The sequence below is a fragment of the Photobacterium toruni genome (assembly GCF_024529955.1).
Classification (GTDB): domain Bacteria; phylum Pseudomonadota; class Gammaproteobacteria; order Enterobacterales; family Vibrionaceae; genus Photobacterium; species Photobacterium toruni.
Map to the genome: position 1 here is coordinate 911563 of NZ_AP024855.1, position 26772 is coordinate 938334.

Here is a 26772-nt window from a genome sequence, read left to right on the forward strand (position 1 = left end):
ACCTTTCAAGCGTAATTGTTCTAAAAAATAGTACGACGAGAGTGGCGGCATATTACGTTCATATGTATATTTCTTATAGTTACTATAAATAAGGTTTAGATATGAATGTTAAACGTATTGCTATTGCAGTAAGTGCATTATTGTGCGGTTATTCGACAATAAGTTTTGCTGATCCAAGTCCACAAACAGAAACGATGCAACAACTTGAGCAAATGAAAGCCAAAGTATTGCAGCGTATTATTGAAACTCAAAAATTGATCGAAGATCCTACGAATATTGAAATACGGGATGGACACCGTTTTCTTAAATATAATGGCTATTTATATGCACTAACAACCAACAATTTACCTTCTTTTATGCCTTTTGTTGATGGTTTTGATTATGCAGATCGTTCAGCTGAGGCTATGTTTGATTTTATTCAAATGCCATGGAAATTAGTTAACCAAATGGATGGTGTTTATATTTATAATGACCAATTTGGTTACAATTATTTAGATTATTTGAATAAAAATAAACAATGTAATGTTCAATATCTTATTGGCGATAAAGATTTAGTCAGTGCTACCGCTCAAGACTGTCTACCTTATAATGCTGCATTAATTGATGCTTACGGTTTTATTGATGACCAACCCGTTACGAATCATCTCAGCGGTGATTTTGCCGCACAAGTACGGTTTATTCAAAACCAAACAGCAGAACCTTTTGGTAATGATGAGAAAGAACAACAACGGATCGTTTCGCAGCGTGAAGCATTACTCGTTGTTACTCCGATGGCTAACGATAACCCGCAAAGTATTGAGCTGAAAATCTTCAAAGATGGGGTGTTACTTGAAACACGCCAAATGACGAGCCCTCTGCACATTTTAGAATCAGATCGTAGCAAGCATGATGATCGTAAAGATGTGGTGTATTCCAAACGCTCATTTACGACAGTGCTGCCATGGAACTGGGTTGAGAAAGGATTAAGTTTACAATTTTCAACTTATGCCGGTTTAAGTGGTGAGTTAAGTGCTGATCGTATTGATTTCGCTATACCAGCACATCTTGATTTACCCATGATTCGAATTGGTATGTTAACTGAGCCGCCAGCGGCAAAACCATTAGAATTACAAACGGCACATTATGGCTCAGAGCTTTTTCAACGTTTTCCATTAGCATCAATGACGATCAGTAGTTACTTACCGATTAAGTTAGATAAAGTTGTGATGTCTAATGGTGATATAAAAACGCAATACAGCGAGTATGCATCTCCAGGCGCTCACAGTGGTGATATGCGTGAAGATATAACGAAGTCGTTAATTCAGCTGGGTATTGCAAATGCAAATTATGGCGTTGCTAGTTCAGGAGCGAGTCAATGGCAAGCGAATAATTATCCCGCGATTGTTATTGGTCACTCTATTGGTCGTTATAAAAATGATAAAGGCAATATTGGCAATTATACCCATGGATTATCTGGTGGTAATGGTATGGTACTTCTTGCTGGTACAACGGGTAATGAAGTCACTCATGAGATTGGTCACGCATTAAGTATGGGGCATTATCCGGGTGGTTACGCACATGCGACTCATGGAGCGACCACCGGCTGGGGTTATGATGCATACCGTGGCAATATGGCAGATAACCTTAATTGGCAGGCTAAAGTTGATGGTGAATATGCCTATGGCAATATTATGGTTTCACCATACAAAACAAATTATGGTTATGGAACCGATCCTATGGGTGGAGGTGGGTTTGACTCATCAACGTCAAGTTATCCATTATTCACGGGGTATTCATCAAAACGTATTCAAAATTATCTTGAAACTAAAGATTATCTCGATGCGGCATCGGCCAGTGGATATAGCCATTGGAATGCTATCGAACAACAATTTGAGCCGGTATCAACTACCACTAAGTTAAAACCAATCGCCCAAGGGGTTGAGGTAATGACCGTGGTGGGTTTCTATGATCCACAACAGACCAATACCAGTTATATTTATCCTGCTTTATATGGCAGTTCAGGCAATGTTTATGACTTACCACAACCTGTGGCTGGTCAATGCTGGGCTACAGTAACTTACGGGGATAATTCGCAACAGCTTATTGGGCTTGAGGGGAGTCGTAAAAATAGCGGTTTAAGTAACAAACTGCATTTTAACTTAGCGCGTGATCGTGCACCACAAACGGTAACTGTTGATTGTCCTCAAACCAGTTTAGAAGCCGTCGTTCGACGTGAGTTATTAACTCAGTTTGCTCAAGATCGTTTTTATACTTGGGGTGAGAATAACCGTTGGGGTAAGGTTGGTGATGTCTTTGAATATCATCGAAATGGTCGTGTTGAATTATTTAAATTGCAGACTCAACACTATTGGTATTTCCCCGGTTCTGGTCAATCAAATAGTGGATGGGCGTTTGTTGGCTATCTTGATCAATTGATTGCCGCTAAACAACCTGATGTCAACTATGATGATTTAGGTCAAGTAAGACTCGATTCTCGTACTTTTATCACCAATACTGAACATCCTGCTGCAGCGATTACCATCGGTAAGGGACAAGGCTATGATATAGCGATTGAATCCCAAAAATCATTAGCTGAACAAAGTGATTTAGCACAATATGATTTTGAAACCATCGCTTTATTTGATCAGTGGGTTGCTGAACGTTATGGCAATGGTGAATTAAATCACGCCATAGTTGATAAACATCAGCGTATTGGTGCTGTTTATGTACATCAAAACAGTGAATTAAATACGCGTGATTATTTCTTAATGAAAACATTAACCGCGGGAGCATTTCCAACCGATCACCACAGTAATAATGATTGGAAATATTTAGGCTCAGCTGAATCTTATGTTAATTTTGATTTCAATCCACTGCGATTAAACCGCGATATGGTATCAAATGTTGAACGCATTAAAGATTACTTTAAGCAGCCAGCATTATTTACCTGGGATCAGCGTTTGATAACCTCATGGAATTCATCAAACAGCGCAGTATTTATTAACCCGACGGCTGAGGGAATTAATGAATACTTTATTCAGCGGATCCCCGCCAAAGGTGATGCATTCCCAACCAATAAAGCTTCAAATCGTGATTGGATTTATTTAGGTGATGATAATTCGCTTAATCAATTGGTTGTGGAAATGGGCACTAACCAAGCAGTATTTGAGCAATTAGTTTTAGATTGGTATAAACAAGACAGTTTCGGTAATTGGGGCGACAATGGTAAAAAGGGCAATGTTGGTGATATTTACACCTATCATTTCCATGATGGTAAAACCCATTATTACCGCCTAAAGACCACCAGTTATGGTTATTTCCCTTGGCCTTCTGAATCACCAGATCCAAGTAATAGTCATTGGCAATACATTAATCATTACTAACCGCTATAGCGGCTAACTAGGATCATGATAAAACCGTATTTAGCAGCGTATTTAACGTTGTTATTTACGGTTTTTTTATTGATGGTGCAACAAGGTGCCAGCAAATGTTAAACTGGCGCTTATTTCATTTAGTGATCACAAAAGGTAGTGTAATGAATCCAATTATTGCGTTGTTGAAAGAGAATAATATTAATGATGAGCAGATCAACAATATTTTCCAAATGTTAACTCAAAATCCTCTAGCAGCAATGACAACCATTAGCCAACTAGGTTTGCCGCAAGATAAACTACAAATGCTAATGGCACAAGTGATGCAAAACCCTGCATTAATTAAAGAAGCAGTTGAAGAGCTAGGTTTAGATTTTTCAAAAGTAGAAGCTGCTAAACAGCAACTACAAAAATAAGTTTACTTATAGCTGTATTTCTAAGGCCGTATAAACCTCGTATATTCGTGGTATTAGCGGCCTTTTTATTATTTATACGTAATGTCTTTTGATTTATGGAAAAGATATTCGTCATTATAGCCGCGATATCAATACCATTATAAGGAGAGTCATTATGCTCCCACATTCAATTGTTCAACAGTTACGTTGTGGTCGTGTTACTGGGCAAGGGTATTTTTTTCGAACCGGTATTGAAAAAAAACCAATAGAAAAAGTTAACGTAACGGCATTGGGATTTGCAGGTGATGAGCAAGCTGAACGTTTCCATGGTGGTGTTGAGCGGGCAGTGTTGCAGTTTGATAGCGAGCATTATATTCAGTTACGCGATCAGTTTCCCCAATCAGCCTCACTATTTATTCATGGTGGATATGGGGAAAACCTAGTCGTTGCTGGCATGAATGAGCATAATATTTGTATTGGCGATAAAGTGGCTATTGGGTCGGTGATATTACAAGTTACACAACCAAGGCAGCCGTGTTTTAAACTCAACCACCGCTTTAAAGAGCCAACGATTGCACGATACTCACAAAATAACAGCAAAACGGGTTGGTTTTATCGTGTATTACAAGCGGGGGATATAAACTTAAATGATGAATTAAAAATCATTGAGCGACCTTATCCGCAATGGACAATTGCCAAAGTACAACATTATCTTTATACCGCAACCAATGATATTGCCGCAATAACAGCTCTGACAAAATTGCCTGAATTAGGAACCGAGGTGAAGCAGGTTTTTCAGCGTCGGTTAGTGACAAATGTTATCGAAGATTGGAATCCACGACTTGAAGGGTTAATTAAGTTAGAGATGCGAGTTGTAAAAATTGTCGCTCACTCGGCGACGGTTAAGCGTTTTTATTTAAGTCGTACCGATCTTGGTGCTTTACCGCCATTTAATACTGGCGCTTATGTCACGATTAAATTACCGAATGGCTTAAAATTAGCCTATTCTTTGTATGATGTTGTCGTTGATGATGTTTATCAAATTGCCGTACCGCAAGGATGTGATAGCCAAGAAGGATCACAATACTTATATGAGCAAGTGTGCGTTGGTGATGTGTTATCAGTCTATGAACCTGTGAATAAAAAGTCCAATAATGCCTGAGATAGCTAGCCGTTAATGCTATATGTTAAGAGCCAAACAGAGTAATAATTTATAGATATAAAGAGAGTAAAAAGCCTTCAGCCGAAGGCTTTTAAACGGCGTACATTGACATCTATTTTTTAGAATATTGATAAGTATGATAACCACCAATAAGATTACGCGCTTTAAAGCCATTATTGACTAATTGACGATAAGCAACATTACCCCGTAAACCAACCTGACAATAAACCACGATTTCTTTATCTTTGGGTAATTCGTGCATGCGGTGTCGCAATTCATCGACAGGAATGTTTATTGCGTTATCAATATAACCTTGGGTCTTTAACTCACCAGGATTACGCACATCAAGTAAGAGTTGAGTGTCAGTTAAATTGTCTATCTCATCAAAATGGATCGGCGTCGCATCGCCATTGATGATATTGTTCGCAACAAAAGCTGCCTGATTAATGACATCTTTAGCACTACCAAAAGGTGGAGCATAGGTTAATTCAATATGTTGAAGCTGTTCAACAGTCATTCCTGCGCGTTGGGCAACGGCCATAATATCAATACGCTTATCAATACCATCTTTACCGACAGCTTGCGCCCCTAAAATTTTTCCTGTTATTGGATCAAATAACATTTTAAAAGAGACTGTTTCAGCCCCCGGATAATAACTGGCGTGACTGGCGGTATGAACATAAACTTTTTCAAAACGAATACCGTCACGTTTTAATTGTTTTTCATTCTTTCCTGTTGTGGCAATGGCTAAATCAAAGACTTTACAGATTGATGTACCTTGTGTTCCTTGGTAACTATCATGACGACCTAGCATGTTATTTGCTGCGATTCGACCTTGACGATTGGCAGGTCCTGCAAGAGGAATAACCGTTTGTTGTTGGGTAACAAAATCAGTTTCTTCAATTGCATCACCAACAGCAAAAATAGCGGGATCACTGGTTTGCATTTGTGCATTTGTTTTAATGCCACCGATGAGCCCAATGTCTAACCCCGCATCTTTTGCTAATTGGGTTTCGGGGCTTACTCCAATGGCCATGATCAGCATATCGGTTTGTAATGAATCCCCATTACTTAATGATAAGGTTAAGTCACCATTAATTTTTGTCTCTGCACTAAATTGAACGGCAGTGAGCGCGGTATTAAGGCGTAAATCAATCCCTTTTTCACGAATTTCAGCATGTGCAAACCCAGCCATTTCACGATCAACAGGCATCATTACTTGATCTGAACGCTCTAATAATGTTGTTTTTATACCGCGCTGGTGGAATGCCTCCATCATCTCTAAGCCAATAAATCCACCACCAACAACCGTTGCATGGTTGATTTTATTGTTCTCAATTGTTTGGATAATACGATCCATATCCATAATATTTCGTAATGAATAAGTTAATGGATTATTGATACCAGCAATGGGAGGTATGATAGGGTTAGCGCCAGGGCTTAATAATAAAAAGTCATAACTTTCAGTGTATTGAGTATCATCAAGAAGCGTATGTACTGTTACCGTTTTATTTTTTCGATCAATACTTATCACTTCACTCATGGTGCGAACATCAACATTAAAGCGCGCTAGAAAACTTTCAGGTGTTTGTAATAACAGTTTATTTCTGCAGTTTCACTTAAACGACGTGCTCTAGCAGCAGCTGAAGCACCTCCTGCAACACCACCGATGATGACAATTTTAGGCATAGTATTCGACTCCAATATTAAAACTGAATGTACTATACGGCAATATATTAGATAATGCTAATAAAGGTTATTCTAAATTAGTCTTATCTAATTTTATGGGGTATAGTTAAGTGAATTTTTTAATGTGATTATCAAGAAGCTATAAAAATGCAATTAGATGAAATGAAACAACGAGCAACAGAAGTCGCAGAATTATTAAAAACAATGACGCACCCTGAAAGATTAATTGTGCTGTGCCAGTTAATGGAAGGGGAAATGAGTGCGAATCAATTGCAGCTTAATTCAACCCTAAGTCAATCAGCATTTTCACAACATTTAGCGATTTTACGAAAGAATAAAATCGTAAAGATACGCAAAGAAGCACAATCAGTTTTTTATTCATTGGCTGATCAGCGTATTAAAGCGCTTATAACCAGTTTCCATGATATTTTTTGTGATGAAGAGTAGGCGAGGTGAGTATGACTTTTCAAATGCCATGGGCGTCATTATTTGGCGGTATGTTGCTTGGATTATCTGCGGTTATATTGATGCTGTTTATTGGTAAAACAGCAGGAATCAGCGGCATTATCAATGGCGTAATTAAGCGAGAAAAACAAGATTTAGGGTGGAAAACGGCATTTTTGATCGGAATGATCTTAAGTGTGTTTATTGTATCCCCGTTGGGCGCAACATTACCGACTATTAATGAACATAATATTGGAACTGTTTTAATTGCGGGTTTATTGGTTGGTTTTGGTACTCGTTTAGGTAATGGGTGTACCAGTGGCCACGGCATTGTTGGTATGGGGCGTTTTTCTAAACGTTCAATTTATGCGACGTGTATTTTTATGGGGTCAGCCATTATTGTTGTATTTATTCGTCATTTATTAGGTGATTTATAATGAGTCGATTAAAAATAAATCGTATTGTCGTGGGGGCTATTGCTGGGGTTCTGTTTGGTTCAGGAATGGTTATATCAGAAATGGTTAATCCTCATAAAGTTATCGCTTTTTTAGATATTTTTGGTCATTGGGATCCCAGCCTTGCTTTTGTAATGATAGGGGCTTTATTAGTCTTTACGCCTTGTTATCATCTGATTATAAAGAAGCGTAAAACAGCTATTAATGGTGATGTAATCGCGCCTAAAAATTGTAATAAGATTGATGCTAAATTAACTGCTGGAGCCATTATTTTTGGTATGGGTTGGGGCTTGGCAGGTTTTTGCCCGGGTCCTGCTATTACAAATATTGGTGGTGGTAATTATGCAGTATTTGCTTTTGTTGCTGCTATGATTTTAGGTATGGTTATTGCCAATAGATATTTAGCATCAAAATCTTAGAACATACAAGGGCAATGCTAAGTTGAAAACGGTTTAGCAGCTGGATTTAAAAGAAGGGAAGCAGATGAAAAAGTGGATAATATGGGTTATTGCGATCACCGTTGGGGCGGGGGCTTTTTATGCTGTAGCCCGTACAGACAAAGTTGTAGCATTAAAAGAGTTGATAACCCAACCTCAGCAATGGCAACTTAAAGTACCTGATACAACCACGAGTATTACGTTAAATTCAATCAAAAAATTACAGCAACAACCTTATCTTATGGGAGAATATAAGACATCAGATGGTGTTGATAATACAACTATTTATCTTGATATTAATCAAGCAGTCCAACAAGGTAAATATATAGCAACATCTTTTGTAACGACTAATTCAGGCAGTGGCGCATTTTATTATTTATCAGTATTTGAGCAAGAGAATAAACACTTAGATAATTTAGCCAATGTGTTTATTGGTGATCGAATTAATATCGAAAAAATTGCCATTGTTAGCAATAATCCGCTAATGATTAAAATTGATTATAAAACCCATGGTGAAAATACGCCTTACGCTTTACCTGCGAATGTCGCGAAATCACAGATATACCAATTAAAGAATAATCAATTAGTTCTGCAACAATAAATAAGTTAATAATCATTTGGGTTATCAATGAATTTGGTATCAATAAGATCTAAATTTCTTGCCATAATAGGTGCTATCTAATAACATGCATTAAAAATACAACATTGGAGTTTGTTATGTTAGATCTTACTAATCCTACCGTTCTTAAGTCTTTTATATTTCTCAATATTGAAGCTGCCAGTTTGATTTTAATGATATCGCTACCAATTTTATTAACATTTTTTTTGATTGTGAAAAATCTTCGTGCTTTCTTCAATAAACCGAAAAATACTTAAAAAGTATTGATTGTTTTTTACTCTTTAGGTTTGTTTATGCTGTTGTTAGCATCTAAGTTAAATCATTCCAATACAGGGACGTTGAGCGAGTCTGGTGATTAACTCACCTTGACCAATTTGATAAGGTACTTATGGCAAATATCGTATTTATTGCAACCAGTCTAGATGGTTTCATCGCAGATAAGCAAGGCAAACTTGAGTGGCTACATTCAGTACCAAATCCAGACAATATCGATACTGGTTTCTTTGCGTTGATGGAGCGAATTGACGGTTTGGTGATGGGGCGCAATACTCTAGATGTCGTTCTGAGTTTTGATTGCAATTGGCCTTATACAAAACCTGTATTCGTGTTAAGCAACACCATGACGAAAGTGCCATCAGGCTATGAAGACAAAGTATTCTTAGTCAACGGTGAATTAAAAGACATTATCGCGGATCTGAATGCTAAGGGATTTAATGATTTATATATCGATGGTGGCGTGACGATTCAAAACTTCCTCAAACAAGATCTGATCGATGAAATGGTGATCACTCGTTTTCCTATCCTCCTTGGCGGCGGCGCACCTTTATTTGGTGAACTAAAACAGCCGTTGAACTTCAAAGTAATCAAGAGTGAAGTAGTGCTAGAAACCTTGGTGCAAACTTCTTACGTGCGAGAGAAATAATCTTAATTTCTGCATCTAAAAACGTCCTTATCACAAAATGAAGGACGTTTTATCGTTTATTTGAGCACTTCACTGGCAAAATTTGAGCTAGCCATGAAAGCTAGCTCGGTGCTGGACAGAAGCTTCTTAGATTTCAAACTCTAACCAAGTAGATATAGATTAGGAAAAGTATAGCTAAGTGGCCAAATTAACTATGCCACTTCAACTAACAATCCCCTGTAGATGCACAATCGCATCTTCAGCTTTTTGAGGCGTCCCACTACTTACTGTTTTAGATTTGAAATATAAGAAACCCTCAAGCAATTCCTTTGCTCGCTTTTTCGAAATTTGTGGATCATATGCTTCTTCTAAACATTTCCGATATTGATCCGTTTTCTCAATTTTATAGCCCATCGACCCTCCAAAAATTAGATGAATTGCTTCGAAAACATAACGCCCAATATAAGCGGCTGCTAACACCACTAAGCTCAAGCCCAGCCACCGTAACTGCTGCCAACCTGAACCAAAAGTACCACAGGTTAGCTATCCGACTTCAATTGATTGTTATAAATCAGTATTCCTCGAAAGCCTGAGAAATTCACGACCAATATTATCTGAGTACTTTGCCGCTATTTGCATCATTACAATTGTATCCATTGAAGGCTTATAGGTCAGTAATGTACTCGTTACCCCAAGTAAACTAATGGCTGTAGCATGAGCTGGATCTGTCATACCTGAATTACTTTGCCCAACTACTAATATATCTTCGCTACAATCAGCAAGGGCTAGGCGGTTTCTTAATCCTTTCGAACCTGCATGAATATTTTGGCTTGCCCATTTATAATAAGGACGCATATGTTCAAGCCCTACATCTTTCTCAATGGCACCGAAGCCTACGCGACTATGTTCCGGAAACAAATATGCAGCCCACCCATAATGCCCAGCGTAGTTTCTACCATATTTTTTTATAAGATCATCATAAACCTTTTTTAAATCATTCATCTCTAGATCTGTTGGTCCCTTTGCTTGTAGTCGCTCCTCGTATTTACGATGCTCTTTCATAGCGTCATAAACGTCCACAACATCATGAAAATAAAAGCGTTCGGCACACTCTTGACCGTGATTAAAAATGAATAGGGCAGTGGCATTCACTTCATGTAGTGCTCTCCATCTAGAGTGTGCAGCATCAGGGAACCCATTCTTTAATAAGCATAAAATTTCGTTTGCTATGTGGCAGGCTCTAGCGTGATGACGAACTAAGAGGTCAAATATCAAGTCCCCATGCTCTGCTGCTTCTGGGCGATATTTTGAATTTAGAGTTTCTCCCGCTTCAGTGCAGATTACAATATGCGTTTCAAGTAAATCAAAAGCCGACTGCCATTTTTCAACATTCATATCCGCAAACGAGCTAAAATCTGACCTGCGATTTGAAAGCATTTCAGGCATTGAGGAATGCAATGATTTACCGATCATATCTACAAATTCTGGAGTTAAGTCAGCAACCAGTTTTTTGATATCTAGCTCTCTCGCTTTAGCTGGGTTATCAGTAACCAAATCTTCGAGGATTTTATTGAATTGTTCTTGAATAGTTCTCATAAATATTTCTGATTTATAACAGCTTATTAGTAAACATTCTTACTATCACGCAAAAGAATGCCCCCCTAAATTTTACAATCATAATTAATTTAATTTATAAATATCATGAGATTGATTGCATTATTTTGTTTCAAAGTGTTTATTTGAAATATAGAAAGTAAAAAATGTATTTAATCAGTCTTATTAGAAACGGAACTCCAACGATAAAATTAAAATCATCATGCTTCGTTACATCTGGTTAGATACACAGCAAATAAAACTAATCCAAATTTACGTTAATACGATATGAATGAGTATTTGCTCTGAATGATAATGGGGCAGAAACGTATTCCAAGTTGATTGCGTAAATGTTCGAAAATAGCACCTAATTGCCGCTTTGAGCCTCTAAATCTCGACTACATTCGTGATAGAATCTTCGCATCAGAATAACCGAGAAACTCTATGTATATCCATCATGTTAATGGTATCGACTGGCTGGTGATCACAGCTTTTGAAGAACTGAAAACGTTATTTATCGAAGAAGCTGGTGCGATCCCCCTTTGCTTCTCTACTGCCAGCGAATTGAGCCTGATTGATCAAGCCAAGCGCACTTATGGATATTTGCCGACACTTAGCGGCGTAATTACTGATACTGGGATATTTCAAAGCCAGAATAATGAACAAGATTTGTACCCACAGCTTGCTTGCTTAGTAGAGGGGCGTGGTCGAGTATTTATCTATCACGGTGGCTTTGTAGCTTTTGTGGGTGATGAGCAAACCTTCATTACTCAAATAGACTGAAACTTATTCAGTTAGTTGAAATTAGCAAGTTGGTATTTTGGGCAAGGAATGGAGCAAAATAGTAACAAAATAAACGACAGCCAATTCTAGTGTGAGCTAGACTAAAAGCAGAAAACAAAAAACCAGAGTAAGATCAGTGTCTTTCTCTGGCTTTAGATAGCTTTTAAAGCTTAATGCGCAACAGGATAACTAATAACAGGTAAGTTTATTCTTTACCGTATACGTTGTTTTCTTGCTCTTGAACGCGAATGAAAGTTGTACGCTTAGTTAATTCTTTCAGTTGCGCTGCACCAACATAAGTACACGTTGAGCGTACACCGCCCATGATGTCTTGAATGGTCAAGTTTACTGAACCACGGTAAGGAAGTAGTACGGTTTTACCTTCAGCAGCGCGGTATGTTGCAACGCCACCAGAGTGCTTGTCCATTGCGCTTTGGCTCGACATGCCATAGAACTTCATGAACTGCTTGCCGTCTTGTTCAATGATTTCACCGTTGCTTTCACTGTGACCTGCAAGCATACCGCCAAGCATCACGAAATCAGCACCACCACCAAAGGCTTTTGATACATCACCCGCACATGAACAACCACCGTCACCAATGATACGACCACCTAGGCCATGAGCAGCATCGGCACATTCAATGATAGCTGAAAGTTGTGGGTAACCAACGCCAGTTTTAACACGAGTAGTACATACTGAACCTGGGCCGATACCGACTTTAACAATATCTGCGCCGGCAAGAATAAGCTCTTCAACCATATCACCCGTAACAACGTTACCAGCACTGATTACTTTGTCAGGGAATTGGGCGCGAACACGTTCAACGTACTCGACAAGGTGCTCTGAGTAGCCATTAGCAATATCAATACAGATAAAGATGATGTCATCAGTTAGCGCCATAATATCTTTGGTTTTTTGGAAATCAGCATCAGATGTGCCTGTTGAGACCATGACATTATTTAACACTGAAGCATCGTTAGCATGAATAAATTCAGCCCATTGCTCAACGGTGTAATGTTTGTGAATAGCCGTCATTACTTTATGTTGTGCTAAAGCGATAGCCATATCAAAGCTACCAACTGAATCCATATTAGCGGCAATAATAGGTACACCAGACCATTGACGACCACTATGTTTAAATGTAAAATCGCGGGTTAAGTCAACTTGAGAGCGACTTTTCAATGTTGAGCGTTTTGGACGAAATAATACATCTTTAAAGCCTAATTTTAGATCTTGTTCGATACGCATGATATTTATCCCTTAAATATTATCGAATGCCACTCGGGTTAACTCGTTACTGGCAGGTAACTTTTTACCTTTTGAGCAGGCACAAAAAAACCGGAGCGTTGGCAGACGCTCCGGTTTTCAGCATTATAGGCAGAGATTTGTTAAATACAACCCCTAAAATGTAAACAAATATATCTCAATGCAAACGAATTGAATTTAACTGTCCGTTTTTTATAAATAATCCCTTCTTTTTTATTATCTTTTAATTTATATTTTTTGCGAATCTCTGCATAATTCATGTAGTTAATAAGTTTGAAATAAATTAAATTGCGGCTAGTATCTCTTTTTTTACAGGCTATGATTTAATTTTAGGATAACTTAAAGCATTAAATAGGCTGTGGAAGGTTTGAGTTGTTTAAGAGACGAAAGAAAAAAAATCAATTTCCCGTTGATTTTTATGGTGAAGAAGGAAGTTGGCGTTTTGTGATTCGTGCTATGCGCCAAGATGAGATTATTGATGCGATGTATTGGTGCGCACATATTTCATGTCATCGTAAAGATTTTGATTTACTGCATATTGCGAGTGATAAATTTGATTGTCGTTATAATTACTCAACAGCCGATTTATCAGATTTACAATTTGGTTTTAGTGGAACACCACTGAAAGTGACGATGATGGGGCCGATTGTATTAATGTCGACGATTAATGAACATTTTGTTAACACTGAGACCGAACAACAATTAGAACAATCTGTTACCGATAAATTAGTTCATGTCATGGCTTAATCTAATTGATATAACAATAAAAAAAACGCTAAATAAGAAAAGTTATTTAGCGTTTTTTTATGGCTGTTTAAAAGAGAATATGCCCGTTAATTAAGGCTACGTTCCAATAGTTGGTGCTGGTATTGTGCTGGTGTTAGACCACGATTACGTTTAAATGCTTTACTGAAACTTTGAACATTATTGTAGCTAAGTAAGGTCGCTATTGTTTCGATACTCATGCCTGATAGCATGTATTTTATCGCCACATTACATAAAATATAATTTGTCATACTGGTGAATGTCCAACCGTTATCATGCAATCGACGTTGTAATTGTTGGCGTGATAACCCCACTTTTTTAGCTACAAAATCCAGAGTAGGAAAGCCGTAATAACGTGAATAGTTAATGATCTCAAACATGACTTTCGCAAGATCTAAAGGCTGAGGCATATTCAGTAAATCATCTAATTGTAAGTTAGAAACAAGAATCGGTTTCGCTATTGGCAAAGGACGCTGATTTCCATGCTCTAACATTGATAGGTTTAACCAAACTTTTGTTGCGGGTGATTGCCATGTGATGGGACACCCAAAAAACTGTTGAATCGCCGAATCTACTATCTCAGTACCGGATAATTCTATTTTTAAAGGTACATAATCATCCCCCATATAATTACGAGTAACTTGAGTAAATAAAATTGCCATTTTTAAGCTGTCAAAACTCGCTGCTCGACCATGCGCATAACTATTATGGTATACCCATTTGATGATATTTCCTGATTGTTGACCGTGATAAGACGCCCCGCCTTGTAGGCATGATACGCCATAGTTGATTCGTCGAAATGCTAACGCGAGATCGGGACAAGTTACGTACCAATTACCAATAGGACCAATATTTTCAAAGGTAATATCGGCTGCAATTTTAATCATATAAGCCGAATCTTGGGTTAATTCTTCAATACGCTCTAACCACTGTAAATAATCATTAAAAGGGATCAAAGACATCGGTTCTTTTAATAACTGCGAGGGAATGCCTAATTCAGCAAAGCTGATTCCATAGCGTTTTTGTAAGCCAATTTCTAATGGTTTAAGAAAGGCGGTACGAATAAAGGCGACATTAATCATAATTTTCTTCTTATTTACGCCTATTGGTTGTGTGGCGAAGAGGGGGATTGTTATTAGTTATAGTCTGATTATATTAAATATGCGCTATTTTTAATTTAAATGGACTTTTTTTATACTGCAAATGTGATCACTCTCCATAATGGCAGTTATTCATCACTACATGAGTGATGCTTTTTAATTATTTTAGTTTTGAACCGGAGAGTATGAATGAGTTTACTGAGTATGCCTTTTGTCGGCACCAATGTAGACACTGCATTAAGTGTGTTTGCGGGGGTGGTATTGATTGCAACTATTGCTGCTGTTGGAATTGGTTTTTGGAAAATACATGAATTGCCAATCCATAAAGCATCAACAAAAGAACATCATCAAATAGGCTTAATAACGGCACTCACATGGATTGGCTTTGTGTGGCATTGGGTGTGGGTATTGGCGGTTATTATTGCATTTGTGGATGGAGAAAAAGCGTTATGCCGCATTCGAGATATTTGGCATGGTGATCGTTTACCTGTAGCGCCTGCTATGACTACAGAAACAGAGGAGAAGTAGTATGTTAGAAGGTTTAGCTGTTTGGGCTCTGTTTATTTATTTGTTGCGTTTAGTCGGCATGCCATGGAATAAATTCACTCAAGCTTTTGCATATATTGGTGGTGGTAGTTGGTTAGTCTTTGTATGGTTTGGTTTAATTACTTATGCGCCAATGGATTTATCTGGCGGTTCATTAGTGCAATCGCCACATGTGCAACTACGACCACCTTCAACGTCGATAAATGGGCGTGTAAAGGGTATTTATGTTGCGCCTAATAGTAAAGTGACCCAAGGCCAATTAGTCTATGAACTTGAGCCTGAGCCATATGTTATTGCTCTTAATAAAACACAAGCAAGTCTTGAGGCGGCAGAAGTTGCTCGAGATATGGCTAAGCAAGATATTGCAATGGCACAAACGGCAAAGACTGCTGCCGTGAAAGATATCGATATTATAACTAAACAATTATCAGTAGCAACGGCTGACTATCGTTTAAAAAATACAATGCTGGCGCGATATGTAAAGCAAAATAAGGTAGTAAAACATACCATAACGGCAAGTATGTTAGATGAGCAACGTACTGCTGTTGATGTTGCTAAGTCACAACAAATCATGTTGGATTCACAAATAGAAAAAGCCCATATTGCGGTTAAAAAAGCCCAATTAGAAATAGAAAAAGCTCAGTTAACCTTTAACAGTCGTGATGTTGATGTTATTACGGCGAAAGAAAATGTCGCTAAAGCGCAGTGGGATTTAGACAATACTAAAGTTTATGCACCTGCTGATGGTTTTGTTACTAATTTCATTATGCGTGAAGGGCTGTATGTGGGTTCGATTCCACGTATTCAAATGTATACCGATGAAAAATATGTATTAATGCGAGTTAATCATCAAGCTATTCGTAATGTAAAACCAGGACAGATGGCTGAATTTGCTTCTGCTGTTTACCCAGGTAAAGTCTTTGCTGCGGAAGTGGAAGGGATTGTTGAGGCAACAGGTGAATCGCAAGGTAATTTGATTGGACGTGAAACCAATGTTCGCCAAACAACAGGTGCAAATATAGCAAATAAACACCACTTTGTACGTTTGAAACTTTACGAAACAGAAGGTTATGATATTCCAGTTGGTTCAGTCGGCTTAGCTTGGATCAGTGCTGAAAAACCTATTAGCTTCCTTGGCTTTCTCGATGTTATTCGTGGGATTATTATTCGAATGAAGGCGCAAGTTTTCTATATTTGGTCAATGTAAGTATTTGTAAATTATAATTATAATAGTAGTAGTTGTATTCCGGTTCGCCTGTCACTGTTTATGCAGTGGCAGGTTTTTTTTATAAATATACAAGGCTTCTAGTTATAAACAATCGTGTTAAAACTCACTGCTGTTGTAATGCTGATAATGATTGATAATATCTGCAATGAGTTCTGGCTCTGAAAAATCGTCGACAAAATAGCGCGTTTGATCTGTTTTGATAAAGACTTCAAGATGGGTTGCATCGCCATCAACGCTAGGAATAAAGTGAATAGCATATTCATAGGGTAAGCGTTTGTCATTGGTGATCACTAATCTAAATCTTCGATCCATACAAAAAATATCAGTAAAATATCCCGCAGCAGAAAGTTGTTTGCTTGCTTTAGTTACCGCTGATTTAGCGATGGTATAGCCCGTATTATGCGCAGTGATAGTTGTCATGACGACGCCCTCTTTATTGATGTTAATAGGGGTAATGTTGGTCTATATCACTCGATTTTATCGGGCGAATACACATACTTACCAACTAAATAATTCAATCATCGTCATTAGATCTTTTTATCAATATTTAGGTTTCGATATTAGCTGATTTTTTTCGAATAACGACTGGATTATATATAAAAATGTAATAATCATGGCCTTTGTGGAATTTATTATTACATTTTAGTCTGAAATCAGTATTTTTGTAGCTAAGATTTGTACAATAAGACTGTATTTTGAATTGAGAGAAACTTGTTATGGTACAAAGAACACTTCGAATTATTCCTTTTGTTGCATTATTAGCAGCATCAACATCGGTGCAGGCTGATAGTGTAATCAAGCATCTAGATAATCAATTATCTCATATTGAAAATACGGTGAATGATTCTCAGCAGGCTATTAGACGCACGCAAACGAAGTACGATAATACGCAAAGAACCATGACAGAACTTAAAAATGGTACGTATGCTGAGAAAAGTGTTGAACGCGCAGTGAAAAAGAAGAAACGAAAAGTGGTTAATGGTGTAATTCATCGCTCAAATAACGCGATTCGTAAAGCAACTAATATCTACTAATTAACACAGCATAATGGATAAAAAAATGCGGCTATCATGTGTGTGATAGCCGCATTTTTAATGTTGTGTTTTTATATTGTTAGCAACGTACTTATGATTTTTGTAGGCGTACTTTTGCTTGTTTACGCTCTGCGGCTAAACATGCAGCTGCGGTAAAGACCACATCTGTTGAACTGTTTAATGCTGTTTCTGCTGAGTCTTGAATTACCCCAATAATAAAGCCGACAGCGACAACTTGCATTGCAATTTCATTTGGAATACCAAATAAACTTGCAGCTAATGGTATTAATAATAGTGAGCCACCTGCAACACCAGATGCGCCACATGCCGATACTGCAGCAACCACACTAAGTAATACTGCTGTTGCAAGATCAACTTCAATACCCAGAGTATGCACTGCGGCCAATGTTAAGATGGTAATCGTAATAGCAGCACCACCCATATTGATGGTTGCGCCTAAAGGAATAGAAACGGAATAAGTATCTTCATGCAGTTTAAGATCTTCACACAATCTCATATTAACTGGAATGTTTGCTGCTGAACTACGGGTAAAGAAGGCGGTAATACCACTTTCGCGTAAACAACGAAATACCAATGGGTAAGGATTCGCTTTAATTTTGGCAAATACGATAATTGGGTTAACAACTAACGCAATAATAGCCATTGAACCAAGTAATACCCCTAATAAGTGTGCATAACCTAATAATGCATTAAAGCCTGTTTGAGCAAAAGTTTGAGCAACAAGGCCAAAAATACCAATAGGAGCAAGACGAATAATAAAGCGTACAATTAATGTTACGCCATCAGACATGTCTTGGAATACTTGTTTTGTTGCATCACTTGCTTGGTGTAGCGAGAAGCCTAATGCAATTGCCCATGCAAGAATACCAATAAAGTTACCTGTCATTAATGCATTGATTGGGTTATCGACAATTTTGAAAAATAGGGAATTAATAACTTCCGCAATACCTTCAGGTGGAGCAATAGAGGTCGTGTTAGTAACAAGCGTTAAAGTGGTAGGAAAAAGAAAGCTCATTGCTACTGCGGTAAATGCTGCTAATAATGTTCCTAATAAATAAAGGAAAATTATTGGCTTCATATTTGTGTGAGTACCTTTTTTTTGATTGGCAATTGATGATGCCACCAAAATAAACACTAAGATAGGTGCGACAGCCTTTAATGCGGCAACAAATAGCCCGCCCAAAGAGCTCATACTCAGTGCTGATGATGGGGAGATAACGGCTAAAGCAACACCGGCAATAATACCCACCAATATTTGTATTACTAAACTGCCATTAGCGACTCTGGCAAGAAAGGGTTGTGATTGGCTCATAGTTCATCCTGCATTTTTATTGTTGTGTTTGTTTGTGTTTGCGTTTTATATTTTGTAACAGAAACATTTTTTAACAGGATCTGTTTAAAATAGCCAGTCTTCTTTTAATAAGCATACTTATTGCTGTTTTTTAACAATCTCTATTACGATAATTTTACAATTAAGCAGCAATATGCGTATTTTTATTGGTGTGCGTCACGTAAATAAAAAATATTAATTAAGATAAGATGGTTAATCATTGCGAATTTATTGGGTGTTTTGTTTGCCGAAATGGAGGGTAATGTTGCTTTGTTTTACATTTAGTTACAGAAAGGAAAACGCCTAAAATTGGTTTGTTCCTATCAATATAGCAACCAATCTTAAGCGTTTTGATAAGGCTATTGAAGTAGCCTTCTATTTTTTAGTATCCGTTATTGAGGGTCTAGACTCGATAATGTCATAGATGGCTGTTTTGTTATTGTAAGTTGTTTAGCTTGGGTTAATAACGTCAATAATATTTGGTTGTTCCATACTCTCTCTAAAGGAGAATAATGAACCGCCATCATTGATTGAACTTCATTATCGAGTTGTTGTAATAACTGTGGTTGGGTTGTGAGTATTGAATATTGTTGTGCTCGCCATTGTTGATAGTAAGTTTGTACTTTTATCGGATCATTGGCTTTAATGGAATTTTCAAGATCTGATATAACAGTTGTTTTTTCTGCAGTAACTATTGACGGCATAACCGCTGTTTGTTGGCGTTTTTTAACTAGTAATACCAAGGTAATTAACCATAAGCTGGCAAAAAATAGCGTAGCCCATGGCCAGATAGTTGTTGTTATAGACGCTTTTTCTGAATTAATTGATACTGCTGGTGGTATTGCAGCTGGCGGTGACAATTGATTATTTGCTGTCGGATCGGCAATTACGTTTAAGGTTAAACCTGTAATTTCACTTTGTTGTTGTTTCGCCACGGTGGTATTCCACCAATTAATGGTGAGAGGCGGTAGTGACACTTTACCTGCTTGGCGAGGAATAATGACTTGTTTTAACGTCATAACGCTGTAACCATTTTCAGTACGGTATTCAGGTTTTTCATTGTAAAGTCGTATTGTATCAGGGTAAGTTAAATTGATATTGGGCATATTACTTTGAGCGACATCTTTAATTCGTAATGTAATGGTACGAGTGATGGGCTCACCAACCTTAACGGTAACGATGTTTTGGTTCGAAACTTGTGGTTGCCATGTTTGTTGTAATTGTAAATTGGGGGTTGGTAACCATAACCCTTTGTAATCAGTAGGTTTAGCTTTGATGTCTACGGTGATACTTTTCGCGCTTTCATTTACGGGAATATTAACGCCTGAGTTAAAACCATTAGCACCGCGTACAGCATTCCCGTTGAATGTTGAGCCGTGAATGATCACCTTTCCTGCTTTTTCCGCTGTAATTTGATAATTACGCGTAATGACTAAATAACGTCGACCATTTTGGACGATATTGTTTTGAGCATCTTGACCTACTTGTGATACAGCTAAACCATCACCGGATGGGGCGGTTAATGAGGCTTGAGAAAGTTGCTCACCAATGAGCATTTTCACGCGATAATTAATACTTTCACCCACATAAAGCGTATTTTTATCGATTGCAGCCGTCACTTGAATATTAGCTTGGTTTGATACTGCGGCATTATTTTTTTGACTGCTTTTGAGTACGCTAATTGTAATAGGTGTTGTTTGAGAGCTACCAATTTTAAAGGCAGGTATAGTTGCGGTTCCAACCTTTTTAGCTGCAAGGGCAAGCGTCCATGTTGTATTGCGAGACATGGTTCCATTTATTAACGATGTTGAGCTACTGACGCTGGGCTGACCATAAGCAAAATCAGATCTTAATACACTAAAATCGACACTGTTAGGGTTGATTGCAGTATCAACTGAAACAGTTAGTTCAAACACTTGATTAACGGCAACAATATTTTTCGATACTGTCGCTTCTGCTTGCGCAGCCATTGCTTGTAAGGGCAATAATGCCATGAGCATGGTTAGAAGTAATAACCATGGTGATTGGCTTTTTTTAGTCCAAATTTTTTGATTTACTGACATTTTTATTTTCTCTATTACCATGGTTTATTACTTTGTTGCTGCTTGGCTCTTTGCTGTGCTTGCAACATTAATTGGGCTCGAATTAACTCCGCTGTATCATCGGGTACTTGTTCAAGCTTTTTCAATATAGGGTTGCTTACTGAAAGCACTTGCTGCTGTTCACCGGTTGGTTTTCCTTGTTGCATTGTTACTGTTGATGGTTGTTGATCTTTACCGTCTTTATTTGGTTGCTTCGCTTGTTGAGCTTGTTGAGCTTGTTGAGCTTGTTGAGCTTGTTGAGCTTGTTGAGCTTGTTGGCTTAATGCTTGCTGTGCATTATTTTGAGCTTGCTGTTTCTTTTTTGCTTCACTCATTGACGGTTGTTGTTGTTGTTGGTCTTTATTGCCTTGCTGACCTTGCTGACCTTGCTGACCTTGCTGACCTTGCTGACCTTGTTGCTGTTGGTCTTTATTGCTTTGCTGACCTTGTTGCTGTTGGTCTTTATTGCTTTGCTGACCTTGTTGCTGCTGGTCTTTATTGCCTTGCTGACCTTGTTGCTGCTGGTCTTTATTGCCTTGCTGACCTTGTTGCTGCTGGTCTTTATTGCCTTGCTGACCTTGTTGCTGCTGGTCTTTATTGCCTTGCTGACCTTGTTGCTGCTGGTCTTTATTGCCTTGCTGACCTTGTTGCTGCTGGTCTTTATTGCCTTGCTGACCTTGTTGCTGCTGGTCTTTATTGCCTTGCTGACCTTGTTGCTGCTGGTCTTTATTGCCTTGCTGACCTTGTTGCTGCTGGTCTTTATTGCCTTGCTGACCTTGTTGCTGCTGGTCTTTATTGCTTTGCTGACCTTGTTTCCCTGATTTTTTTTGTTGCTGTTGTTTTTGCTTTTCAGCTTGCTCAACAATACTGAGATTTTTCTTAGCATCAGCGAAATCAGGTTGTTGTTTTAACAGCTTCTCATAAGTCGCAGCGGCTTTTTTATAATCACCTTTTTGAGCATAAGCATTGCCGAGATTATATTGCGAAGTTGGATCTTGTAGTGGCTTTAAGGTCTCTATCGCTTGATCATATTGCTGGGCTTTATATTCAGCAATACCTTTCCATTGTGGTGACGTAAACTCTTGGGCCGCTTGTTTATAATTGCCATCAGTAAATGTTTCATACGCTTGGCGGTTAGTGTTGGTCCATGGACTTGCTTGCGCGTGATCAATGGGGATCAAAATAAACATTGCAGCTAAAACAACACCACGACGAAATCCCAGTAACGCTAATAATAGCAGTGGAATAATTAACCAGAAACCGCCGTTTAAACGTTCTTGTAATTCTTTCTGATGACCTTTTTCTCTGCTGGCTAATGGTTTTGCTGTAAAGTTAATAATCGCATTAACATCATTATCCGTCGCTTGAGCCATTTGTAATATGCCACCAGTACTGTCCGTAATTGACATTAACGTATTAATATCAATTTTACTGATAACGGGAGTGCCGTTTTTAGACAATAAACTGCCATCGGGAAGTAAGATCGGTGCGCCTTCAACAGTACCCATTGCAAGAATAGAGACGCGGTAATGCGTTCCTTTAAGATCGGCCAATGCTTGTTGAGCAACGGCTTTGGTTATACCGTCTGTCATTAAAATAATATCACCACTATTATGGCCTGCTTGCTTGAGTAATCGTATGGCTTCAGCAAGGCCTGATGCTGCATTGTTTCCTGCAATTGGCATAATATTAGGGGATAAGTTTGGAATTAAATTGCGCAATGTGCTGCTATCTGTTGTTAATGGACTGACTTCATAGCCATCGCCAGCAAAAGCAACCAGACCAGTACTACCTTCTTTCCAACCAGGTAGCATATCTAACGCTTTAAATCTTTCTTGAGTTAGACGGTTAGGTTTTATGTCTGTTGCGTACATTGATTGCGACATGTTCATCACTAATACGCGTGCTCCACTTAGGTTATAAGCGGGAAGTTTAACTTTTTGCCAGCTCGGTCCTGCCATGGCGATGACTGCGATAAATGAGCCTAATGCGAATAAAACAATTGGCCATCTTTTTGACTGTTGCTGGGTTAGCCCCAATTTTTGTGCAAGGTGGGGAGCAATTAAGCCTGAATGCTGTGCTTTACCTTTTAGCCATGGCAGAACAATGATCACAGGAATTAATGCAGCAAACCACAATGGATGTAGAAAGGTAAAATCAGCCATGACGTTTCCTCATAAAAGCGATGATAACGGATAAAAGCAGTGCTAACGCTAATGGATAACGGAATAGCTCATCACGTGGTCGCCATGTTTGTTGAGCATTATTAACGGGTTGAAGTTTATTAATAACATCGTAAATTTTTGCGAGTTGTTGTGGATTTCGCGCGCGGAAATACTCACCGCCAGTCATCGCAGCGATCTTGCTTAATGTTTTTTCATCCAGATCTGATGACGGATTGACAACTCGATCTCCAAAGAAGCCTTTTTGAATCATTTTGTCAGCACCTACACCTATGGTATAAATTTTAACGTGGCTTTCTTGTGCCAGTTTTGCTGCTTCAATAGGATCGATAACGCCTGAAGTATTCCCCCCATCACTGAGTAAAATAATCACTCGTTGTGGTGCTTTACTGTCGATAAAGGTTTTTGTTGCAACCCCAAGTCCTTCACCAATTGCAGTACTTTGGCCAATTAAGCCCAGTACGGTGCGATTAAGTTGTTGTTCAACGGTTTTGCGATCAAAGGTTAATGGTGTTTGTAAGTAGCCATGATCAGCAAAGACGACCAGTCCAATACGATCACCTTTCCGTTTAGCAATAAAATCAGCCAATACATGTTTGACGGCAGTGAGCCGATCAATACTTTGACCATTTTTAGTCACCATGTCTGGAATGGCCATTGATCCTGAAAGATCGACCGCCAATAGCATGTCTCTGTGTTCTGGTTTGATTTCTATCGGATCGCCATACCATACTGGTCGAGCCATTGCACACACAAGGCTCACCCATACTAAAGTCATTAACACTTTTCGAATAATAGAGCTGGGTTGTTTTTGGCCAACACCTTGCGGTAGCTGAGGCAAATGAATCGCTGCAGGTTGTGCGATGGGTTTACTGAATCGATAAACGAACCAAGCTAATGGTAATAAGGCCCATGCCCATAGCCATACAAATTCAAACATTGGACGACTCCTTAGTGATCATCGATGAAGCATTACCATGATCATTGTTTTTTGCGGGCAGGGCATGGTGTAGCCATAATAATGCCTGCTGCTGGCATTCTTGAAATTGTTGTTCGGTGAGAGGTTTTGAGGAAAAAAGACCTTGCTGCCATAGTTGCTGTTGTTTGATAAAACCACGGTATTTCGTTGGTAATTGCTGATCAAGAAAAGTCAGCCATTGTATACCTGTTAAAGGGGCTATAACCGTCCGTGGAAAATAGCTTAATGCCGCTTGTTTCAGTACCGTATTAACTGCCGTAATACCATCGTTAAAGCGGTAGGTTTTTAATAGGGTAAGAGCTTCTTTTTTCGCTGTAAAATAATGACGGTGAGAGCGAAAACGATACCCTCCCAAACTTATAAGAATAAGGCTAACAATAATTACTGCCCACCATCCCCAAGCAAGAGGCCAAAAGCTTGGTTCTGTGTGAAGATGAATATCCGCCAATGGCAATGCTGGTGCTGTAAGTTGTGTCATTACCTTATTCCTTGAGAATGAGCGCCAAGTTGTTGCAATAGCGGCTGTGCGGCAGAAAGAGTATGCAATGGTATAGCAAGTGAGGTTGCCATTTCATGAATAAAATTCTGATGTATTTGATATTGTTGGCTGAGTGAATCACGTGTTTTTTTTGCCGAGAAATCCAGCCATGCTGATTGTTGATTATCAGTAACATGCTCATAGCCACGGAATTGTGTTTGCCCTTGTTCAAGTGGATCATGAATTTGGACAAATTGAATACGATTATGCTGTCGAAGTTGGCTTAAGCGACGTTTATCAGTAGTTTTTAGTGTATAAAAATCACTGATAATAATAATTTCACTGCCTTTGGGGCATAGATAATGTAACCGTTTAAGTGCAATTGAAAAACCATCGTGGTTGGTGGTATTTACCGCTTGTAGAGCATCGTGTTGAGCTGAAATTAATGCATTAATAATCTGTAATGGCCCACGCTGACGCGCTGTAGGTTTACACTCTATAGTATTAATTCCATTATAAATAATGGCACCAATACGATCTTGCTCATCTATAGCTAACCAACTTAATAGACTCGCAAAATGTGCTGCTTGTACTGATTTTAATAGTAACTGTGAACCAAATTGCATGCTATTACTGAGGTCGATAAACAGCATAATCGGCTGTTCACGTTCTTCGGTAAATAATTTGGTGTGCGTTTTTCCTGTACGCGCAGTTACTCGCCAGTCAATAGAACGGATATCATCGCCAGCTTGATAAGGGCGCACTTCTGAGAAGTTCATTCCACGCCCTTTGTGGCGGCTTTGATGATGACCATTGAGTTGTGACCAAATACTTTTAGCGGGTGCCAGCCATCTTACCGCTTGATTTTTATATTGCAGTAGCTCTGCTAGACACACATTGACGCCATCGCTATGGAGTGGCAGCGCTACGTTGATGTGTGTAGGTTTCATAAGCTAGCGACCTGAGAAATAAGTGTTTCAACCACTTGATCTGCAGCAATACCTTCAGCTTGTGCCTCATAACTTAATAATAGGCGGTGGCGTAATACAGGGTAAGCCATAATCTGAACATCTTCTGGTGTGACAAAATCACGACCACTAAGCCAAGCGTGAGCACGTGCACAACGATCAAGTGCTAATGTTGCACGTGGACTAACCCCCATTTGTAACCATGATTGTAATTGTTCACTAAAACGATGTGGTTCACGTGTCGCCATGACTAATCGAATAATGTAATGCTCAACATCATCAGCCATATGAATATTTAATATTTCTTTTCGAGCGGCAAAAATATCACTTTGACTAATACAGATTGGTTCTGATTTTTCTACACCAAGCGCTTCACCACGATTAAGACGTAGAATTTCAAGCTCGCTTTCAGCATTAGGGTAGTCAACATTAAGTTGTAATAAAAAGCGATCTAATTGTGCTTCAGGAAGTGGATAAGTTCCCTCTTGCTCGATTGGATTTTGGGTCGCCATTACTAAAAATAATTCTGGTAATGGGTAAGTTTTACGACCCGCCGTAATTTGTTTTTCAGCCATTGCTTCTAACATCGCGGCCTGCACTTTAGCGGGGGCGCGGTTAATTTCATCTGCTAGTACTAATGAGTTAAAGATAGGACCGGGTTGAAAAGTAAATTCAGCGGTCTCAGGACGGAAAATATCAGTACCTGTTAAATCTGAAGGCAATAAATCGGGAGTGAATTGGATACGATGAAAGTCGCCTTCAATGCAATCAGACAGTACTTTTACAGCCCGTGTTTTTGCTAGTCCAGGAGGACCTTCAACAAGAATATGCCCATCTGCTAGTAACGCAATTAAGAGTTGTTTGACTAAATTAGGCTGACCGATAACCTGACTTTGAAGGTAATCATTTAGACGTTGGAATGTGCTTGCTAACATACAGATATTTCCTTTGGTATTCAAAATAC

The 26772-nt window shown here is 38.6% G+C and carries 25 protein-coding genes and 1 pseudogene; 13 read left to right on the forward strand and 13 right to left on the reverse strand.

Translation table 11 applies throughout. The annotated features are described in order from the left end of the window. The first annotated feature begins 101 nt into the window (after window positions 1–101). The 3 genes from OC457_RS18220 (at window position 102) to OC457_RS18230 (ending at window position 4907) form a co-directional block, all read left to right on the forward strand. Complete coding sequence (locus tag OC457_RS18220) at window positions 102–3362, forward strand: M66 family metalloprotease (protein WP_080173974.1); 3261 nt, start codon at window positions 102–104, stop codon at window positions 3360–3362. A gap of 152 nt (window positions 3363–3514) precedes the next feature. Then, window positions 3515–3766 (forward strand): DUF2999 family protein, encoded by a 252-nt coding sequence (locus OC457_RS18225; protein ID WP_080174011.1) that lies wholly within the window; start codon window positions 3515–3517, stop codon window positions 3764–3766. Window positions 3767–3920: 154 nt separating this feature from the next. Beyond that, entirely contained in the window at window positions 3921–4907 is a 987-nt protein-coding gene (locus tag OC457_RS18230) for an MOSC domain-containing protein (RefSeq protein WP_080173972.1), read from the forward strand. Between the two features lie 112 nt (window positions 4908–5019). Here OC457_RS18230 and OC457_RS18235 read toward each other — a convergent pair. After that, window positions 5020–6596: pseudogene (locus OC457_RS18235) on the reverse strand (FAD-dependent oxidoreductase). 147 nt (window positions 6597–6743) lie between these two features. On the opposite strand from OC457_RS18235, the gene OC457_RS18240 reads away from it, so the two are divergent. The 5 genes from OC457_RS18240 to OC457_RS18260 all read left to right on the forward strand — a co-directional run bounded on the left by OC457_RS18240 (window position 6744) and on the right by OC457_RS18260 (window position 9473). Then, window positions 6744–7043: an ArsR/SmtB family transcription factor gene (locus OC457_RS18240; RefSeq protein WP_080173971.1), complete on the forward strand. Its 300-nt coding sequence runs from the start codon at window positions 6744–6746 to the stop codon at window positions 7041–7043. Window positions 7044–7054: 11 nt separating this feature from the next. Continuing rightward, the gene (locus OC457_RS18245; RefSeq protein ID WP_080173970.1) at window positions 7055–7477 is read left to right on the forward strand and encodes a YeeE/YedE family protein; all 423 of its coding nucleotides are present in this window, start codon (window positions 7055–7057) and stop codon (window positions 7475–7477) included. After that, window positions 7477–7914 (forward strand): YeeE/YedE family protein, encoded by a 438-nt coding sequence (locus OC457_RS18250; RefSeq protein WP_080173969.1) that lies wholly within the window; start codon window positions 7477–7479, stop codon window positions 7912–7914. The genes OC457_RS18245 and OC457_RS18250 overlap by 1 nt, the downstream gene beginning before the upstream one ends. 64 nt (window positions 7915–7978) lie before the next feature. After that, window positions 7979–8533 carry a hypothetical protein gene (locus OC457_RS18255; RefSeq protein ID WP_080173968.1) on the forward strand — a complete coding sequence of 185 codons (555 nt, stop codon included), beginning with the start codon at window positions 7979–7981 and terminating at the stop codon, window positions 8531–8533. A gap of 406 nt (window positions 8534–8939) precedes the next feature. Continuing rightward, entirely contained in the window at window positions 8940–9473 is a 534-nt protein-coding gene (locus OC457_RS18260; protein ID WP_080173967.1) for a dihydrofolate reductase family protein, read from the forward strand. Between the two features lie 201 nt (window positions 9474–9674). On the opposite strand, the gene OC457_RS18265 is transcribed toward OC457_RS18260, so the two are convergent. Together OC457_RS18265 and OC457_RS18270 are read right to left on the reverse strand one after the other, a co-directional pair. Further along, window positions 9675–9944, reverse strand: coding sequence for a hypothetical protein (locus OC457_RS18265; RefSeq protein WP_144379584.1), 270 nt, complete (start codon window positions 9942–9944; stop codon window positions 9675–9677). Between the two features lie 72 nt (window positions 9945–10016). Then, window positions 10017–11048, reverse strand: coding sequence for a DUF5677 domain-containing protein (locus OC457_RS18270; RefSeq protein WP_080173965.1), 1032 nt, complete (start codon window positions 11046–11048; stop codon window positions 10017–10019). A gap of 441 nt (window positions 11049–11489) precedes the next feature. Between OC457_RS18270 and OC457_RS18275 the strand changes: the two genes are divergently transcribed. After that, complete coding sequence (locus OC457_RS18275) at window positions 11490–11828, forward strand: cytosolic protein (protein WP_080173964.1); 339 nt, start codon at window positions 11490–11492, stop codon at window positions 11826–11828. Window positions 11829–12033: 205 nt separating this feature from the next. Here OC457_RS18275 and OC457_RS18280 read toward each other — a convergent pair whose 3' ends face one another. Further along, window positions 12034–13077 carry a GMP reductase gene (locus tag OC457_RS18280; protein WP_080173963.1) on the reverse strand — a complete coding sequence of 348 codons (1044 nt, stop codon included), beginning with the start codon at window positions 13075–13077 and terminating at the stop codon, window positions 12034–12036. A 390-nt stretch (window positions 13078–13467) separates the two neighbouring features. On the opposite strand from OC457_RS18280, the gene OC457_RS18285 reads away from it, so the two are divergent. Next, complete coding sequence (locus tag OC457_RS18285) at window positions 13468–13842, forward strand: hypothetical protein (RefSeq protein WP_080173962.1); 375 nt, start codon at window positions 13468–13470, stop codon at window positions 13840–13842. An 86-nt stretch (window positions 13843–13928) separates the two neighbouring features. On the opposite strand, the gene OC457_RS18290 is transcribed toward OC457_RS18285, so the two are convergent. After that, window positions 13929–14942, reverse strand: coding sequence for an AraC family transcriptional regulator (locus OC457_RS18290; protein ID WP_080173961.1), 1014 nt, complete (start codon window positions 14940–14942; stop codon window positions 13929–13931). Between the two features lie 207 nt (window positions 14943–15149). Between OC457_RS18290 and OC457_RS18295 the strand changes: the two genes are divergently transcribed. Together OC457_RS18295 and OC457_RS18300 are read left to right on the forward strand one after the other, a co-directional pair. Next, window positions 15150–15488, forward strand: a complete 339-nt coding sequence (locus OC457_RS18295) for an MFS transporter (RefSeq protein ID WP_080173960.1) — start codon at window positions 15150–15152, stop codon at window positions 15486–15488. A 1-nt stretch (window position 15489) separates the two neighbouring features. Further along, window positions 15490–16713, forward strand: a complete 1224-nt coding sequence (locus OC457_RS18300) for an HlyD family secretion protein (RefSeq protein ID WP_080173959.1) — start codon at window positions 15490–15492, stop codon at window positions 16711–16713. 117 nt (window positions 16714–16830) lie between these two features. Here OC457_RS18300 and OC457_RS18305 read toward each other — a convergent pair whose 3' ends face one another. Beyond that, window positions 16831–17154 (reverse strand): hypothetical protein, encoded by a 324-nt coding sequence (locus OC457_RS18305; protein WP_080173958.1) that lies wholly within the window; start codon window positions 17152–17154, stop codon window positions 16831–16833. Window positions 17155–17450: 296 nt separating this feature from the next. Between OC457_RS18305 and OC457_RS18310 the strand changes: the two genes are divergently transcribed. Next, window positions 17451–17768: a hypothetical protein gene (locus OC457_RS18310; protein WP_080173957.1), complete on the forward strand. Its 318-nt coding sequence runs from the start codon at window positions 17451–17453 to the stop codon at window positions 17766–17768. Window positions 17769–17859: 91 nt separating this feature from the next. Here the strand turns inward: OC457_RS18310 and sstT are convergent, their stop codons facing one another. The 7 genes from sstT to OC457_RS18345 all read right to left on the reverse strand — a co-directional run bounded on the left by sstT (window position 17860) and on the right by OC457_RS18345 (window position 26743). Next, on the reverse strand, window positions 17860–19101 hold the full coding sequence (gene sstT / locus OC457_RS18315) for a serine/threonine transporter SstT (RefSeq protein ID WP_080173956.1): 1242 nt from the start codon (window positions 19099–19101) through the stop codon (window positions 17860–17862). 410 nt (window positions 19102–19511) lie between these two features. Then, entirely contained in the window at window positions 19512–21182 is a 1671-nt protein-coding gene (locus OC457_RS18320) for a BatD family protein (protein ID WP_080173955.1), read from the reverse strand. A 14-nt stretch (window positions 21183–21196) separates the two neighbouring features. Beyond that, window positions 21197–23365 (reverse strand): VWA domain-containing protein, encoded by a 2169-nt coding sequence (locus OC457_RS20970; protein ID WP_262054080.1) that lies wholly within the window; start codon window positions 23363–23365, stop codon window positions 21197–21199. Next, window positions 23358–24323, reverse strand: a complete 966-nt coding sequence (locus tag OC457_RS18330) for a vWA domain-containing protein (RefSeq protein ID WP_080173953.1) — start codon at window positions 24321–24323, stop codon at window positions 23358–23360. The genes OC457_RS20970 and OC457_RS18330 overlap by 8 nt, the downstream gene beginning before the upstream one ends. Beyond that, window positions 24316–24840: a DUF4381 domain-containing protein gene (locus OC457_RS18335; RefSeq protein ID WP_080173952.1), complete on the reverse strand. Its 525-nt coding sequence runs from the start codon at window positions 24838–24840 to the stop codon at window positions 24316–24318. Before OC457_RS18335 ends, OC457_RS18330 begins: the two co-directional genes overlap by 8 nt. Beyond that, the gene (locus OC457_RS18340; protein ID WP_080173951.1) at window positions 24840–25790 is read right to left on the reverse strand and encodes a DUF58 domain-containing protein; all 951 of its coding nucleotides are present in this window, start codon (window positions 25788–25790) and stop codon (window positions 24840–24842) included. Before OC457_RS18340 ends, OC457_RS18335 begins: the two co-directional genes overlap by 1 nt. Further along, entirely contained in the window at window positions 25787–26743 is a 957-nt protein-coding gene (locus OC457_RS18345; protein WP_080173950.1) for an AAA family ATPase, read from the reverse strand. The genes OC457_RS18340 and OC457_RS18345 overlap by 4 nt, the downstream gene beginning before the upstream one ends. Between the last annotated feature and the right edge of the window lie 29 nt (window positions 26744–26772).

Excerpts from the sequence above, each read along its gene's own strand:
- OC457_RS18335 (WP_080173952.1), bottom strand. The coding sequence starts at position 24,840 with ATGACACAACTTACAGCACCAGCATTGCCATTGGCGGATATTCATCTT.
- OC457_RS18340 (WP_080173951.1), bottom strand. The coding sequence starts at position 25,790 with ATGAAACCTACACACATCAACGTAGCGCTGCCACTCCATAGCGATGGC.
- OC457_RS18260 (WP_080173967.1), top strand. The coding sequence starts at position 8,940 with ATGGCAAATATCGTATTTATTGCAACCAGTCTAGATGGTTTCATCGCA.
- OC457_RS18230 (WP_080173972.1), top strand. The coding sequence starts at position 3,921 with ATGCTCCCACATTCAATTGTTCAACAGTTACGTTGTGGTCGTGTTACT.
- OC457_RS18305 (WP_080173958.1), bottom strand. The coding sequence starts at position 17,154 with ATGACAACTATCACTGCGCATAATACGGGCTATACCATCGCTAAATCA.
- OC457_RS18225 (WP_080174011.1), top strand. The coding sequence starts at position 3,515 with ATGAATCCAATTATTGCGTTGTTGAAAGAGAATAATATTAATGATGAG.
- OC457_RS18330 (WP_080173953.1), bottom strand. The coding sequence starts at position 24,323 with ATGTTTGAATTTGTATGGCTATGGGCATGGGCCTTATTACCATTAGCT.
- OC457_RS18245 (WP_080173970.1), top strand. The coding sequence starts at position 7,055 with ATGACTTTTCAAATGCCATGGGCGTCATTATTTGGCGGTATGTTGCTT.
- OC457_RS18295 (WP_080173960.1), top strand. The coding sequence starts at position 15,150 with ATGAGTTTACTGAGTATGCCTTTTGTCGGCACCAATGTAGACACTGCA.
- OC457_RS18280 (WP_080173963.1), bottom strand. The coding sequence starts at position 13,077 with ATGCGTATCGAACAAGATCTAAAATTAGGCTTTAAAGATGTATTATTT.
- OC457_RS18290 (WP_080173961.1), bottom strand. The coding sequence starts at position 14,942 with ATGATTAATGTCGCCTTTATTCGTACCGCCTTTCTTAAACCATTAGAA.
- OC457_RS18320 (WP_080173955.1), bottom strand. The coding sequence starts at position 21,182 with ATGTCAGTAAATCAAAAAATTTGGACTAAAAAAAGCCAATCACCATGG.
- OC457_RS18275 (WP_080173964.1), top strand. The coding sequence starts at position 11,490 with ATGTATATCCATCATGTTAATGGTATCGACTGGCTGGTGATCACAGCT.
- OC457_RS18240 (WP_080173971.1), top strand. The coding sequence starts at position 6,744 with ATGCAATTAGATGAAATGAAACAACGAGCAACAGAAGTCGCAGAATTA.
- sstT (WP_080173956.1), bottom strand. The coding sequence starts at position 19,101 with ATGAGCCAATCACAACCCTTTCTTGCCAGAGTCGCTAATGGCAGTTTA.
- OC457_RS18345 (WP_080173950.1), bottom strand. The coding sequence starts at position 26,743 with ATGTTAGCAAGCACATTCCAACGTCTAAATGATTACCTTCAAAGTCAG.
- OC457_RS18300 (WP_080173959.1), top strand. The coding sequence starts at position 15,490 with ATGTTAGAAGGTTTAGCTGTTTGGGCTCTGTTTATTTATTTGTTGCGT.
- OC457_RS20970 (WP_262054080.1), bottom strand. The coding sequence starts at position 23,365 with ATGGCTGATTTTACCTTTCTACATCCATTGTGGTTTGCTGCATTAATT.
- OC457_RS18255 (WP_080173968.1), top strand. The coding sequence starts at position 7,979 with ATGAAAAAGTGGATAATATGGGTTATTGCGATCACCGTTGGGGCGGGG.
- OC457_RS18270 (WP_080173965.1), bottom strand. The coding sequence starts at position 11,048 with ATGAGAACTATTCAAGAACAATTCAATAAAATCCTCGAAGATTTGGTT.
- OC457_RS18220 (WP_080173974.1), top strand. The coding sequence starts at position 102 with ATGAATGTTAAACGTATTGCTATTGCAGTAAGTGCATTATTGTGCGGT.
- OC457_RS18250 (WP_080173969.1), top strand. The coding sequence starts at position 7,477 with ATGAGTCGATTAAAAATAAATCGTATTGTCGTGGGGGCTATTGCTGGG.
- OC457_RS18310 (WP_080173957.1), top strand. The coding sequence starts at position 17,451 with ATGGTACAAAGAACACTTCGAATTATTCCTTTTGTTGCATTATTAGCA.